The 14,747-nt window shown below is 70.0% G+C and carries 10 protein-coding genes; 7 read left to right on the top strand and 3 right to left on the bottom strand.

From position 1 onward, the window contains the following. Positions 1-581 precede the first annotated feature (581 nt). On the bottom strand, positions 582-950 hold the full coding sequence (locus ABZ719_RS03050) for a hypothetical protein (protein WP_366723488.1): 369 nt from the start codon (positions 948-950) through the stop codon (positions 582-584). 306 nt (positions 951-1,256) lie between these two features. Continuing rightward, positions 1,257-3,983 (bottom strand): DNA polymerase I, encoded by a 2,727-nt coding sequence (gene polA, locus ABZ719_RS03045; RefSeq protein WP_366723487.1) that lies wholly within the window; start codon positions 3,981-3,983, stop codon positions 1,257-1,259. A gap of 598 nt (positions 3,984-4,581) precedes the next feature. Between polA and ABZ719_RS03040 the strand changes: the two genes are divergently transcribed. From ABZ719_RS03040 to ABZ719_RS03010, 7 genes are all read left to right on the top strand, one after another. After that, positions 4,582-6,861, top strand: a complete 2,280-nt coding sequence (locus tag ABZ719_RS03040) for an FdhF/YdeP family oxidoreductase (protein WP_366723486.1) — start codon at positions 4,582-4,584, stop codon at positions 6,859-6,861. Positions 6,862-6,911: 50 nt separating this feature from the next. Then, positions 6,912-7,400, top strand: coding sequence for a hotdog fold thioesterase (locus tag ABZ719_RS03035; RefSeq protein ID WP_366723485.1), 489 nt, complete (start codon positions 6,912-6,914; stop codon positions 7,398-7,400). Between the two features lie 888 nt (positions 7,401-8,288). Then, positions 8,289-9,515, top strand: coding sequence for a branched-chain amino acid ABC transporter substrate-binding protein (locus ABZ719_RS03030; protein ID WP_366723484.1), 1,227 nt, complete (start codon positions 8,289-8,291; stop codon positions 9,513-9,515). Positions 9,516-9,623: 108 nt separating this feature from the next. After that, positions 9,624-10,556, top strand: coding sequence for a branched-chain amino acid ABC transporter permease (locus tag ABZ719_RS03025; RefSeq protein ID WP_037860704.1), 933 nt, complete (start codon positions 9,624-9,626; stop codon positions 10,554-10,556). Between the two features lie 5 nt (positions 10,557-10,561). Beyond that, positions 10,562-12,334 carry a branched-chain amino acid ABC transporter permease gene (locus tag ABZ719_RS03020; RefSeq protein WP_366723483.1) on the top strand — a complete coding sequence of 591 codons (1,773 nt, stop codon included), beginning with the start codon at positions 10,562-10,564 and terminating at the stop codon, positions 12,332-12,334. Between the two features lie 5 nt (positions 12,335-12,339). Beyond that, positions 12,340-13,236 (top strand): ABC transporter ATP-binding protein, encoded by an 897-nt coding sequence (locus ABZ719_RS03015; RefSeq protein ID WP_366723482.1) that lies wholly within the window; start codon positions 12,340-12,342, stop codon positions 13,234-13,236. Continuing rightward, complete coding sequence (locus tag ABZ719_RS03010; protein ID WP_366723481.1) at positions 13,233-13,949, top strand: ABC transporter ATP-binding protein; 717 nt, start codon at positions 13,233-13,235, stop codon at positions 13,947-13,949. Before ABZ719_RS03015 ends, ABZ719_RS03010 begins: the two co-directional genes overlap by 4 nt. A gap of 94 nt (positions 13,950-14,043) precedes the next feature. Here ABZ719_RS03010 and ABZ719_RS03005 read toward each other — a convergent pair whose 3' ends face one another. Further along, entirely contained in the window at positions 14,044-14,727 is a 684-nt protein-coding gene (locus ABZ719_RS03005) for a response regulator (protein WP_366723480.1), read from the bottom strand. Between the last annotated feature and the right edge of the window lie 20 nt (positions 14,728-14,747).

Genomic DNA, 14,747 nt, shown 5'->3' with positions numbered 1-14,747 from the left:
CGCCTCACCGGCGAGAACACGATCTCCTGGCGCGACCCGACACCCCAGGATCAAACACCCATTCCGGGATAAAACATCGGGAGAAAACGACCTCTGAGGGGGGAGCGGTTCGTGCCCGGTTTCCACCGCTTGTCCGTCTTCGGTGGTAAGGGCCGGGGGCCGCGGGACTCGGGCGTCCGGGCGGGAGGGGCTGTGCCGCTCGCCTCCAGCCAGGTGTGCGGGGCAGCGCTGCCTGGGAGTCGGGGCGAGGCCGGGGAAGGGAGAGGGGCGCGGCGGGGAGGGGCGGGCCGGGGCACGGCGGGACGGGAAGGGGTGCGGTGGCCAGGGCGCCGGGTGCCCCACGGCGGGGAGGGGTGCGGGTGGGCCGGGGTTCCCGGGATGGGGGTACTCAGCGGGGCCCCGGGGGGGCGAGGCCCGCGTCCGGCTGCGCAGTCACGCAGGGCCTGGCGGCGCGCGGCCTGGGCCGCGAGGGGCACGGGTTGGGATGGCGCGGGGCGCGCCGGGGCGGGCACGGGGCGCGGCCTGGGACTGCGCGGGGCGGGACTGCTGGTGGGTGAGGGGCTTCCAGGGCCTCGGTGGGCTCAGGGTGCGCGGTCCGGGCGGGGTTCCCGTGACGGCGGGCCGCCGGGGCGGCCGGGGTCGGCGGTCGTGGCCGCCACGAAGACGGTGAGGGTGCGGGCGGGGACGGGGCGCGGCATCCGGGCGAGCAGGAGCGCGACGTAGCCGCGGGTGAGGTCGGCCCACAGGGGCCAGGGAAGGCGTGGACCTGGGGTGAGCCGACGGCGGAGGTCTCTCGCGGCGCGCCGGAGGGTGACCGCCAGGTCGGTCGGGATGCGGGCGGTGCTTGCGTCGGCCGCGAGGGCCGGGACCGGCGGGGGCGGCGCGGCCGGGGCCGCGCCGACGGGTGTCTGGGATACCGCCGGCCGGTGGTTGAGCATGCGTATACCCATGCCCAGATCCTGTCGGGCCGGGGTGGCGGGTGCGTCTCTGCGGGGGCCACGTGAGTGACGGCCCCGACGCGGACGGCCACGGGCCGGGAAAGGCTGCGCGGGCCGACGGCCACGAGCCGGGAACGACCGGGGCGCCCGTCAGACCGGCAAAGGCTGCGCGGGCCGACGGCCGCGGGCCGGGAACGACCGGGGCGCCCGTCAGACCCGGTAAGGCTGCGTGGGCCGACGGCCGCGGGCCGGCAAGGGGCGGGGCGTCCACCTGGGTCCGTACGGGCCGGTGGAGGACGCCCCCGCCTCCGTCTCTGCTCAGTGCGCCGCCGACTCCCAGTCCGGGCCCACGCCCACCGAGACGTCCAGCGGTGCCCGGAGCCGTACCGCTCCGGACATCTCACGGCGGACGATCTCCTCGGCCGCCGCGCGCTCGCCGGGAGCGATCTCCAGGACGATCTCGTCATGGACCTGGAGCAGCATGCGGGACTTGAGACCTGCCTCGCCGAGTGCCCGGTCCACGTTCAGCATGGCGATCTTGACGATGTCCGCAGCCGTGCCCTGGATCGGGGCGTTGAGGGCCATCCGCTCGGCCGCCTCGCGGCGCTGCCGGTTGTCGCTGTTGAGGTCGGGCAGGTAACGGCGGCGGCCGAAGAGCGTCGCCGTGTAACCCGTCGCGCGCGCCTCGTCGACCGCCCGGCGCAGGTAGTCCCGCACACCGCCGAACCGCTCGAAGTAGGCGTCCATCAGGGCGCGGGCCTCGGCGGCCTCGATGTTCAGCTGCTGGGAGAGGCCGAAGGCGGACAGGCCGTACGCCAGGCCGTACGACATCGCCTTGATCTTGCGGCGCATCTCCGCGTCGACCGCCGAGCGCTCCACGGCGAAGACCTGGGAGGCGGCCGTGGTGTGCAGGTCCTCGCCGGAGGTGAACGCCTCGATCAGGCCGGCGTCCTCCGACAGGTGGGCCATGACCCGCAGCTCGATCTGGCTGTAGTCGGCCGTCATCAGCGACTCGAAGCCCTCGCCGACGACGAAGCCGCGGCGGATGGCCCGGCCCTCGTCGGTGCGGACGGGGATGTTCTGCAGGTTCGGGTCCGTCGACGACAGGCGGCCGGTCGCAGCGACCGTCTGGTTGAAGGTGGTGTGGATGCGGCCGTCCGTCGCGATGGTCTTGATCAGGCCCTCGACGGTGACGCGGAGCTTGGCCTGCTCCCGGTGGCGGAGCATGATCACCGGCAGCTCGTTGTCCGTCTGTCCGGCCAGCCAGGCCAGGGCGTCGGCGTCGGTGGTGTAGCCGGTCTTGGTCTTCTTGGTCCTGGGCAGCGCCAGCTCGCCGAAGAGGACCTCCTGGAGCTGCTTGGGCGAGCCGAGGTTGAACTCGTGCCCCGCCGCCGCGTGGGCCTCCTTCACGGCCTGCTGCACCGCGCCGGCGAACATCTGTTCCATGGCTTCGAGGTGGGTGCGGTCGGCGGCGATGCCGTGCCGCTCCATACGGGCGAGCAGCGCGGAGGTGGGCAGCTCCATGTCGCGCAGCAGATCCGCCGCGCCGACCTCCTCCAGGCGCTCCTCGAAGGCCCCGCCCAGGTCCAGGATGGCGCGGGCCTGGATCATCAGGGCCTCGGCCTCGGCGGCGTCGTCCGCGCCGAAGGCCAGCTGGCCGTCGGCCGCGGCGGCCGGTGCCAGCTCGCGGTGCAGGTACTCCAGGGAGAGCGCGTCCAGGTCGAAGGAGCGGCGGCCGGGCTTCACCAGGTAGGCGGCCAGGGCGGTGTCCATGGTGACGCCGGCCACGCTCCAGCCGTGCTCGGCGAAGACCCGCATGGCGCCCTTGGCGTTGTGGAACACCTTGGCGCGGCCGGCGTCGGCCAGCCAGTCCGCGAACGCGCGCTCGTCGGCCTCGTCGAGCTGCGACGGGTCGAACCAGGCGGCGGGTCCGCCGGCGGCGGCCAGCGCGACCTCGGCGACCGAGCCCGCGCCCAGCGCCCACGCGTCGACCGTGGCGACGCCCAGGGTCTGCGTACCGTGCTCGGCGAGCCAGGCCGTCAGCTCACCGCTGCCGAGCACCGTGCCGTCCAGCTCCACGCCGTCCGCCGCGATCGGCGTGGCCTCGGCCTCCTCGGTCCCCGGATCGACGGCGAAGAGCCGCTCACGCAGCGACGGGTTGCGGATCTCCAGGGTGTCCAGGACCATCGCGACGGCCTTGCGGTCGTACGCGGTCCTGGCGAGGTCGGTGACGCCCTTGGGCAGCTCGACGTTGCGCTCCAGCTCGGTGAGGCGGCGGTTGAGCTTGACGGCCTCCAGATGGTCGCGGAGGTTCTGCCCGGCCTTGCCCTTGACCTCCTCGGCACGCTCGACGAGCTGGGCGAACGAACCGAACTGGTTGATCCACTTCGCCGCCGTCTTCTCGCCCACGCCCGGGATGCCCGGCAGGTTGTCCGACGGGTCGCCGCGCAGGGCCGCGAAGTCCGGGTACTGCGCCGGCGTCAGCCCGTACTTCTCGACGACCTTCTCCGGGGTGAACCGGGTCAGCTCGGAGACGCCCTTGGTCGGGTAGAGCACCGTGGTGTGCTCGGAGACCAGCTGGAAGGAGTCGCGGTCGCCGGTGACGATCAGCACCTCGAAGCCCTCGGCCTCGGCCTGGGTGGCGAGCGTGGCGATGATGTCGTCCGCCTCGAAGCCCTCGACGGCGAAGCGGGAGGCCTGCATCGCGTCGAGCAGCTCGCAGATCAGCTGCACCTGGCCCTTGAACTCGTCCGGCGTCTTGGAGCGGTTCGCCTTGTACTCGGTGAACTCCTCCGAACGCCAGGTCTTGCGGGAGACGTCGAACGCCACCGCGAAGTGCGTGGGCGCCTCGTCACGCAGGGTGTTGGCCAGCATCGACGCGAAGCCGTAGATCGCGTTCGTCGGCTGGCCCGTCGCGGTGGTGAAGTTCTCCGCGGGCAGCGCGAAGAACGCGCGGTAGGCCAGCGAGTGCCCGTCCATGAGCATCAGCCGCGGACGGGTGCCGCCGGGGGTGCTGTCGGTCTTCTTCGATGCTGTCTCTGCCACGCCCCCGATCCTGCCACGACCCACTGACACTCGGAGGACGTCCGGTCCGCGGCGGCCGATACGCGGCCCGGCACGGCCTCGCGGCCGCGCCCAGAAACGGGCCAGAAACGGGCCGGGGACGTGCCGGGGACGTGCCGGGGCGGGGCGGGACCACGGCCCGCCCCGGGACGGCTGGAACGGGCGCGCTCCCGTCCCGGGCCCGGAAGCGGCCGGGAGCGGGCGGGCGCGCGACCCGGGCCCAGAGGCGACGGACAGGCTTCCCACCTCAGCCACGGAAACGACCGAGGACGGACAGGCCCCCACCTCGATCCCGGAAGCAACCGAGGACGGGCAGGCCCCGCCTCAGCCACTTGACCGGCCCGGGACGTGCGCACCGCCGCCTCGGCTCCCGGGAGCGACTGCGCCGCTCCGTCCCCCCGGCTCCCCGCACTCCCTCTTCCCCTTTCTTATTTCTCACGCATCCCCGGCCGGGGTCACTGTCACTGCCGCGTGCGAGGATCGGAGGCGTCCGGGATCCGGGTCCGCGGCGCCCGCACCGGTGCGCGCCCGCGAAGCCGCCCCGGGGAAGAGCACACGCGCAGTCGAAGGAGAGCGTGCGATGGCCACCAAACCGCCCAAGGGCGATCCGATCCAGGACGCGCCGCAGGTAGACGGGCCCAAGCACGCGGCCGCCGGACTCCCCGCGGTCCGCCACTCCCTGCGCATGGCCCAGCAGCAGATGGGCATGAAGCGCACCGCGCTCACCCTGCTGCGGGTCAACCAGAAGGACGGCTTCGACTGCCCCGGCTGCGCCTGGCCGGAGCCGGAGCACCGGCACACCGCGGAGTTCTGCGAGAACGGCGCGAAGGCGGTCGCCGAGGAGGCCACCCTGCGCCGGGTCACCCCGGAGTTCTTCGCCGCGCACCCCGTCGCCGACCTGGCGGCCCGCAGCGGCTACTGGCTGGGCCAGCAGGGCCGGCTCACCCACCCCATGTACCTGCCCGAGGGCGCCGACCGCTACGAGCCGGTCACGTGGGAACGGGCCTTCGACATCGTCGCCGAGGAGATCGCCGCCCTCTCCTCCCCCGACGAGGCCGTCTTCTACACCTCCGGCCGCACCAGCAACGAAGCGGCGTTCCTGTACCAGCTGTTCGCCCGTGAGCTGGGCACGAACAACCTGCCCGACTGCTCCAACATGTGCCACGAGTCCTCCGGCTCGGCCCTGTCGGAGACGATCGGCATCGGCAAGGGCAGCGTCCTGCTGGAGGACCTCTACCAGGCCGACCTGATCATCGTGGCCGGCCAGAACCCGGGGACGAACCACCCCCGCATGCTCTCCGCCCTGGAGAAGGCCAAGGCCAACGGCGCGAAGATCATCAGCGTGAACCCGCTGCCCGAGGCCGGCCTGGAGCGGTTCAAGAACCCGCAGACCCCCAAGGGCCTGACCGCCGGAGCCGCGCTCACCGACCTGTTCCTGCAGATCCGCATCGGCGGCGACCAGGCCCTCTTCCGCCTCCTCAACAAGCTGATCCTCCAGACCGAGGGCGCCGTCGACGAACTGTTCGTACGCGAGCACACCCACGGCTTCCAGGAGTTCGCCGCCGCCGCCCGGGCCGCCGACTGGGACGAGACGCTCGCCGCGACCGGCCTCACGCGCGCGGAGATCGACCGCGCCCTGCAGATGGTGCTCGCCTCCCGGCGCACCATCGTGTGCTGGGCGATGGGCCTCACCCAGCACAAGCACTCGGTGCCGACCATCCGCGAAGTGGTCAACTTCCTCCTGCTGCGCGGCAACATCGGACGTCCCGGCGCGGGCGTCTGCCCGGTGCGCGGCCACTCCAACGTGCAGGGCGACCGCACCATGGGCATCTTCGAGCGCCCCGCCCCGGCCTTCCTCGACGCCCTGGAGCAGGAGTTCGGCTTCGCCCCGCCCCGCGAGCACGGCTACGACGTGGTCCGCGCCATCCGCGCCCTGCGCGACGGCGAGGCGAAGGTGTTCTTCGCCATGGGCGGCAACTTCGTCTCCGCCTCCCCCGACACCGACGTCACCGAGGCCGCCATGCGACGCGCCCGGCTGACCGTGCACGTGTCGACCAAGCTCAACCGCTCGCACGCCGTCACCGGCGCCCGCGCCCTGATCCTGCCGACGCTCGGCCGTACCGAGCGGGACGTGCAGGGCGGCGGCGAGCAGTTCGTCACGGTCGAGGACTCCATGGGCATGGTGCACGCCTCCCGCGGCCGTCTGGAGCCCGCCGGCCGGCACCTGCTGTCCGAGCCGGCCATCGTGTGCCGGCTGGCCCGCCGCGTGCTGGGCGAGAACAGCGTGGTGCCGTGGGAGGAGTTCGAGAAGGACTACGCGACGATCCGCGACCGCATCGCCCGGGTGATCCCCGGCTTCGAGGACTTCAACGCCCGCGTGGCCGCCCCCGGCGGCTTCGCGCTGCCGCACGCCCCGCGCGACGAGCGCCGCTTCCCGACGGCCACCGGCAAGGCCAACTTCACGGCCGCGCCGGTGGAGTACCCCGAGCTTCCCGAGGGCCGGCTGCTGCTGCAGACGCTGCGCTCGCACGACCAGTACAACACCACGATCTACGGCCTCGACGACCGCTACCGCGGCATCAAGAACGGCCGGCGGGTGGTGCTGGTCAACCCCGAGGACGCGCGGCGGCTCGGGGTGGCCGACGGGTCGTACGTCGACCTGGTCGGGGAGTGGAAGGACGGAGTGGAGCGGCGGGCCCGCGGCTTCCGCGTCGTGCACTACCCGACCGCGCGCGGGTGCGCGGCCTCCTACTACCCGGAGACGAACGTCCTGGTGCCGCTGGACGCCACCGCGGACACCAGCAACACCCCGGCCAGCAAGTCCGTCGTGGTGCGTCTGGAACAATCGGCGGCCGACTGAGCGTTCGCTCAGCGAAGCAGTGCCGATCGACGACGAACGGAGCCGGGCCCATGGGCGAGCAGCACGACGTGAAGTTCCCGCAAGAGGTCATCGACGAGTACGCCGCGCTCGGCGTCGACCTGCCCTCCCTGTTCTCCGCCGGGCACCTGGGTACCCGCATGGGCGTCCGGATCGTCGAGGCCTCCGCGGAACGCGTCGTCGCCACCATGCCGGTGGAGGGCAACACCCAGCCGTACGGACTGCTGCACGGCGGCGCCTCCGCCGTGCTGGCCGAGACCCTGGGCTCCGTCGGCGCCATGCTGCACGGCGGCAGCTCCAAGATCGCCGTCGGCGTCGACCTGAACTGCACCCACCACCGCGGGGTGCGCTCCGGCCTGGTCACCGGCGTGGCCACCCCCCTCCACCGGGGACGCTCGACGGCCACGTACGAGATCGTCGTCAGCGACGAGCAGGGGCGGCGGGTGTGCAGCGCACGCCTGACCTGCCTGCTGCGCGAGGTGCGGCCGGCGGACGCGGACCAGGTCCCCGCCACGAACTGATGCCGCGGGGGCGATCCGACGCGGACCGCCCCCGACCTCCGCCGGCCCCGGCGCCGACGCCTGACCTCTCCCGAACTCCGCCCCCCGGGGCTCGCCCAGGCCCCAAAGCCTGCCCCGTCCCAGGCTCCCGGCCTCCGGTAACCCGAGGGCCGCCCCCGGCCCTCGGCCCCCGGCTACCCGCGCCCACTCCCGGGCCCCGACTCCCCCAAGCTCCAAACCGCCCCACCCCCGGCTCCCGGCCTCCGGCAGCCCCAAGGCGCCCGCCCGGTCTTCGACCGCTGACAGCGTCCGGCCCCCCGCCCCGAAAACTGCGGCGGTCTCCGCCCGCCTCCAGAACTGCGGCGCCCCCCGAAGTCCGCAACCCCGCCCCCGGATCTTCCGAAAACCGCGGTCCCCAATCCGCCGTTTCTCCCGCATGCCCGGACAACACGGTGTATCGCGCTCGAGATATCCGTATTCGCGTGTTCCCGCCTGTTCTCGCCTCTCGCTGAATGCGATCTTCCGTTTTTTCGCGTAACACTGAGTAACGCATACGCAATATAGAGGCGCGGATTCCGCTTAGCGGGCGCCCTCTCGGATGATCTTCCCGGGGCGCTCCGCCCCTCTCGCCCCACAACGCCCGGCACGCCCCCGCGACGGCCAACCGGAAGTGCGCATTCTCAGAATGCGGAACGGAAGGGAATTCCGCCAAAACGGCCGAGAGTGACCCTCCGGGAAGCCCCTGAACCGGAACGGCATAACAAGAAAGTCACAAGCCAGTCCACCACCATGCCCATGGCCACAACCAGGCTTAGAGTCACGGCCAGTCACCGCTCCACCGGGAGTTCGGTACCAGCGCGGCATGCGCCACCCCCACCGGGGCAGCCCTGCCTGCGGAAAGGACTGATTGTGCGACAGCGTTCCCTGGTGATACTCACCTCCGTCCTCACAACCGGAGCTCTGGCCCTCACCGCGTGTGGCTCCCGCGGCAGCGACGACAAGGACAGCAGCAAGGGCGGCACCACCGTCGTCATCGGCGTCGACGCTCCCCTGACCGGCCAGAACTCCGCCACCGGCCTCGGCATCCAGTCCGGCGTCGAGATCGCCGTCAAGGACGCCAACGCCAAGAAGCTCGTCCCCGGCGTCACCTTCAAGGTCGTGGCCCTCGACGACAAGGCCCTGCCGCCGACCGGCCAGCAGAACGCCTCCCAGCTCGTCGCCAACAAGGACGTCCTCGGCGTCGTCGGCCCCCTCAACTCCGGTGTCGCGCAGACCATGCAGAAGGTCTTCGCCTCCGCCAACCTCGCCGAGATCTCCCCCTCCAACACCGCGCCCGAGCTGACCCAGGGCAAGAACTGGGTCTCCGGCAACAAGACCCGCCCCTTCAAGACCTACTTCCGCACCGCCATCACCGACGAGGTGCAGGGCGGCTTCGCGGCCGACTACGTCTTCAAGACCCTCAAGAAGAAGAAGGTCTTCGTCGTAGACGACAAGCAGACCTACGGCGCCGGTCTCGCGGGCATCTTCGGCAAGAAGTTCAAGGAGGCGGGCGGCACCGTCGTCGGCACCGACCACGTCAACGTCGGCGACAAGGACTTCGCCACCCTCGTCACCAAGATCAAGAACAGCGGCGCCGAACTCCTCTACTACGGCGGCCAGTACGACGAGTCGCAGGTCCTCACCAAGCAGCTCAAGGACGCCGGCGCCAAGATCCCGCTCATGGGCGGCGACGGCATGTTCACCCCGACCTACATCCAGACCGCCGGCAAGGCCGCCGAAGGCGACTTCGTCACCTCCGTCGGCGTCCCCGTCGACACCCTGCCCGCCGCCAAGGACTTCATCGACAAGTACAAGTCCGGCGGCTACAAGGGCGACTACGGCACCTACGGCGGCTACTCCTACGACGCCGCCACCGCCCTCATCAAGGCCGTCGGCAACGTCGTGAAGGACGGCAAGGTCCCCGCCGACGCCCGCCAGAAGGTCGTCGACGAGGTCCAGAAGATCGACTTCGAGGGCATCGCCGGACCCGTCGGCTTCGACCAGTACGGCGACACCAAGAACAAGCAGCTCACCCTGTACCAAGTCACGGGCGGCGTGTGGAAGTCCGTCAAGACCGGTACGTACAACGCCGGCTGACCCGGCACCACCAAGGACGACCCAGGGCCGCGCGGCCACGACGACCCGTCACCGCGCGGCCCGACCTCTCTCCCCCGTCACTCTCCGCACCCACATGGAGGCCTTGCGGTGCACACCCTGCCGCAACAGCTGGCCAACGGGCTGATCCTCGGCTCGATGTACGGGCTGATCGCCATCGGCTACACGATGGTGTACGGCATCGTCCAGCTCATCAACTTCGCCCACGGCGAGATCTTCATGACCGGCGGCTTCGGCGCCCTCAGCGTCTATCTCGTCCTGCCCGACGGCACATCCATGTGGATCGCCCTCCCCCTCATGCTGATCGGCGGCGGCCTCGTCGCCGTCCTCATCGCAGTGGGAGCGGAACGATTCGCCTACCGGCCGCTCAGAGGCGCACCACGCCTCGCCCCCCTCATCACCGCCATCGGCCTCTCCCTCGCCCTCCAGCAGGCCGTCTTCAACTGGTACCCCCACGCCGACAACGCCCGCAAATTCCCCCAGCTCCCCGGCGGCCCCTTCAACATCACCGACAACCTCAAGATCCAGTCCGGTGAACTCTTCGTCCTCATAGCCGCCCCCCTCTGCATGGCCGCCCTCGCCTTCTTCGTCCGCACCTCCCGCACCGGCCGCGCCATGCAAGCCACCGCACAAGACCCCGACACCGCCCAGCTCATGGGCATCGACACCAACCGCATCATCGTCATCGCCTTCGCCATCGGCGGCTTCTTCGCCGCCGTCGCCGGCGTCGCCTGGGGCTTCCGCGTCGGCAGCGTCAACTACGACATGGGCTTCGTCGCCGGCCTCAAAGCCTTCACCGCCGCCGTCCTCGGCGGCATCGGCAACATCTACGGCGCCATGCTCGGCGGCATCGTCCTCGGCCTCGCCGAAGGACTCGCCACCGCCTACATCGCCGACATCCCCGGCATGGACCAGTTCGGCGGCCAGGGCTGGGCCTCCGTCTGGGCCTTCGTCCTCCTCATCCTCGTCCTCCTCTTCAGGCCACAAGGCCTGCTCGGCGAACGCGTCGCGGACAGGGCGTGACCACCATGACCGACACCACCCGCCCCACCAAAAACGCCCCCCTCATCCCCCTGCCCCACAACACCGCCCGCCTCCTCACCGCCATCGGCGCCCTCGCCACCATCGCGAGCACCATGCTCGCCTGGACCTGGACCTCCCAGTTCCCCGGCGACCTCACCGTCACCGCCTACCCCGCCGGCCTCCAACTCCTCACCCTCACCGGCGGCATCCTCACCCTCCTCTACGCCCTCACCCTCTGGAACATCCGAGGACTGCGCTGGCTCAACCCCGCCCGCGCCACCGCCCCCGTCTTCCTCACCGCCCTCGCAGCCTTCGCCGTCACCTGGTACACGATCCTCGCGATCGCCATCGAACTCGGCGGCCTCGCCAACCTCGAACCCGGCGGCTACATCGCCGCCGTCGCCTCCCTGCTCCCGGTCATCGGCACCCTCGCCCTCCCCCGCCCCGGCGACACCTGGAAGTCCTACTTCGCCAAAGCCGACCCCATCCCCCGCCCCACCCCCGTCCCCGCCTGGGCCGAACGCATCACCATCACCCTCTCCCTCGCCCTCGGCCTCATCGTCTTCACCTACGGCATCAGCACCCCCGACGACGAATACGGCGAAACCTTCAGCGGCTTCGGACTCCTCGTCGTCTTCGCCGCCTGGGCCCTCTTCACCGCAGGCCTCACCGACCGCTTCGCCGCACTCAACGCCCGCCACAAAGGATTCGCCACCTCCATGGCCTTCCTCGCCGCGGCGGTCTTCCCCTTCACCCAGTCCGAGGACCACAACGCCAACATCGGCGTCAACATCCTCATCTTCGCCACCGTCGCCCTCGGCCTGAACATCGTCGTCGGCCTCACCGGCCTCCTCGACCTCGGCTACGTCGCCTTCCTCGGCGTCGGCGCCTACGCCGCAGCCCTCGTCTCCGGCTCCGAATACTCCCGCTTCTCCGGCACCCAACTCCCCTTCTGGGGCGCCGTCCTCGTCGGCATGGGCGCCTCCCTCGTCTTCGGCGTCCTCATCGGCGCCCCCACCCTCCGCCTGCGCGGCGACTACCTCGCCATCGTCACCCTCGGCTTCGGAGAAATCTTCCGCATCGCCGTCAACAACCTCGACGGCTCCTCCGGACCCGACATCACCAACGGCCCCAACGGCATCGCCAACATCCCCGACCTCGAAATCTTCGGATTCAACTTCGGCGACCCCCACGACATCGGCTCCTTCACCCTCGGCCGATTCGCCAACTACTTCCTGCTCATGCTCCTCTTCACCGCCGTCGTCGTCCTCGTCTTCACCCGCGCCGCCGACTCCCGCATCGGCCGCTCCTGGGTCGCCATCCGCGAAGACGAAACCGCCGCCACCGCCATGGGCATCAACGGCTTCCGCGTCAAACTCATCGCCTTCGCCCTCGGCGCCGCACTCGCCGGCCTCGCCGGCACCGTCAGCGCCCACGTCAGCTACTCCGTCGTCCCCACCCCCTACCAGTTCGCCGGCGCCGCCCCGCCCAACTCCGCCTTCCTCCTCGCCGCCGTCGTCCTCGGCGGCATGGGCACCGTCAGCGGCCCCCTCCTCGGCGCCAGCATGCTCTACCTCATCCCCGAAAAACTCCAATTCCTCAAGAACTACGAACTCCTCGCCTTCGGAATCGCCCTCGTCCTCCTCATGCGCTTCAGGCCCGAAGGCATCATCGCCAACCGCCGCCGCCAACTCGAATTCCACGAGACCGGCCAACTCGACATACCCGAACAAAAAACACTGCCCGAAGACCAGGCCGTCACCAAGGCAGGGGCGTAAGAACGATGACGACACCTGTACTCCAAGCCCGTGACGTCACCATGCGCTTCGGCGGCCTCACCGCCGTACGCTCCGTCGACCTCACCGTCAACAGCGGCGAGATCGTCGGACTCATCGGCCCCAACGGCGCAGGCAAAACCACCTTCTTCAACTGCCTCACCGGCCTCTACATCCCCACCGAAGGAACCGTCTCCTACAAAAACACCATCCTCCCCCCCAAACCCCACCTCGTCACCCAGGCCGGAATCGCCCGCACCTTCCAGAACATCAGGCTCTTCGCCAACATGACCGTCCTGGAAAACGTCCTCATCGGCCGCCACACCCGCACCAAAGAAGGACTCTGGTCCGCACTCCTCCGCGGCCCCGGATTCAAAAAAGCAGAAAAAGCAAGCGAAGAACGAGCCATGGAACTCCTCGAGTTCATCGGCCTCGCCCACAAACGCGACCACCTCGCCCGCAACCTCCCCTACGGCGAACAACGCAAACTCGAAATCGCCCGCGCACTCGCCAGCGAACCCGGCCTCCTCCTCCTCGACGAGCCCACCGCCGGCATGAACCCCCAAGAAACCCGCACCACCGAAGAACTCGTCTTCGCCATCCGCGACCAAGGCATCGCCGTCCTCGTCATCGAGCACGACATGCGATTCATCTTCAACCTCTGCGACCGCGTCGCCGTCCTCGTCCAAGGCGAAAAACTCATCGAAGGCACCTCCGACATCGTCCAGGCCGACGAACGCGTCGTCGCCGCCTACCTCGGCGAACCCTTCGAAGGCGCACCCGGCCAAGCCGAAGCCGCAGAAGTCGAAGCAGCCGAAGCCGCCGCCGACACCCCCACCACAACGCACACGGGCACCGGCGCCAACGCGAACACAGCGAACAGCACCAAGGGAGAAGCCCAGTGACCGCACTCCTCGAGGTCGAGGACCTCCGGGTCGCCTACGGCAAGATCGAAGCCGTCAAAGGCATCTCCTTCAGCGTCGAAGCAGGCCAGGTCGTCACCCTCATCGGCACCAACGGCGCCGGCAAGACCACCACCCTGCGCACCCTCTCCGGCCTCCTCACACCCACCGCCGGAAAAATCACCTTCGACGGCAAACCCCTCACCGGCATCCCCGCCCACAAAATCGTCGCCCTCGGACTCGCCCACTCCCCCGAAGGCCGCCACATCTTCCCCCGCCTCAGCATCGCCGAAAACCTCCAGCTCGGCGCCTTCCTCCGCAAAGACAAAGAAGGCATCGAAAAAGACATCCAGCGCGCCTACGACCTCTTCCCCATCCTCGGCGAACGCCGCAAACAAGCCGCCGGCACCCTCTCCGGCGGCGAACAGCAAATGCTCGCCATGGGCCGCGCCCTCATGTCCCAGCCCAAACTCCTCATGCTCGACGAACCCTCCATGGGCCTCTCACCCATCATGATGCAGAAGATCATGTCCACCATCGTCGAACTGAAATCCCAGGGCACCACCATCCTGCTCGTCGAACAGAACGCCCAGGCCGCGCTCTCCCTCGCCGACCAAGGACACGTCATGGAAGTCGGCAACATCGTCCTCTCCGGCACCGGACAAGACCTCCTCCACGACGAATCCGTCCGCAAGGCCTACCTCGGCGAAGACTGAACCCGAAGACAGAACCACCCACCACACGAAAAGGCCCGCACCCCCCGTCAGGGATGCGGGCCTCATCCTGCGAACCCGGGCTGCGGACCCGCGGTCAGTCCTGACCGGACTTCCCCGCCTTCCCGCCCTTCGCCGCCTTCTTCTCCTCGCTGTCCTGAATCACAGCCTCCGCCACCTGCTGCATCGACATACGACGATCCATCGACGTCTTCTGAATCCAACGGAACGCCGCCGGCTCCGACAGCCCGTACTCCGTCTGCAACACCGACTTCGCCCGGTCCACCAGCTTCCGCGTCTCCAGCCGCTGCGAGAGGTCCGCGACCTCCTTCTCCAGCTCCTTCAGCTCCGTGAACCGCGACACCGCCATCTCGATCGCCGGCACCACATCACTCTTGCTGAACGGCTTCACCAGATACGCCATCGCACCCGCGTCCCGCGCCCGCTCCACCAGATCCCGCTGCGAGAACGCCGTCAGCATCAACACCGGCGCGATACTCTCCTCGGCGATCTTCTCCGCCGCCGAGATACCGTCCAGCTTCGGCATCTTCACATCAAGGATCACCAGATCCGGCCGGTGCTCACGCGCCAGCTCCACCGCCCGCTCACCGTCACCGGCCTCACCTACGACGCTGTAGCCCTCCTCCTCCAGCATCTCCTTGAGATCGAGACGGATCAGCGCCTCGTCCTCGGCAATGACGACACGGGTCGTCAGCGGCGGGACGTGCGACTTGTCGTCATCGGCGGCGTCAACGGGCTGGGGCGACTCGGCGGCGGTCACGGGGGCGCTCCTTGTTCCGG

The organism is Streptomyces sp. NPDC006743, from assembly GCF_040703815.1.
Lineage (GTDB): Bacteria > Actinomycetota > Actinomycetes > Streptomycetales > Streptomycetaceae > Streptomyces.
The sequence above is the reverse complement of the archived record's forward strand: the minus strand, read 5'-3'. Positions and strand labels throughout refer to the sequence as shown.

What these genes read in the sequence shown, in the direction of transcription:
- ABZ719_RS03050 (WP_366723488.1), bottom strand. Translation starts at nt 950, where the DNA reads ATGGGTATACGCATGCTCAACCACCGGCCGGCGGTATCCCAGACACCC.
- ABZ719_RS03040 (WP_366723486.1), top strand. Translation starts at nt 4,582, where the DNA reads ATGGCCACCAAACCGCCCAAGGGCGATCCGATCCAGGACGCGCCGCAG.
- ABZ719_RS03035 (WP_366723485.1), top strand. Translation starts at nt 6,912, where the DNA reads ATGGGCGAGCAGCACGACGTGAAGTTCCCGCAAGAGGTCATCGACGAG.
- ABZ719_RS03020 (WP_366723483.1), top strand. Translation starts at nt 10,562, where the DNA reads ATGACCGACACCACCCGCCCCACCAAAAACGCCCCCCTCATCCCCCTG.
- ABZ719_RS03015 (WP_366723482.1), top strand. Translation starts at nt 12,340, where the DNA reads ATGACGACACCTGTACTCCAAGCCCGTGACGTCACCATGCGCTTCGGC.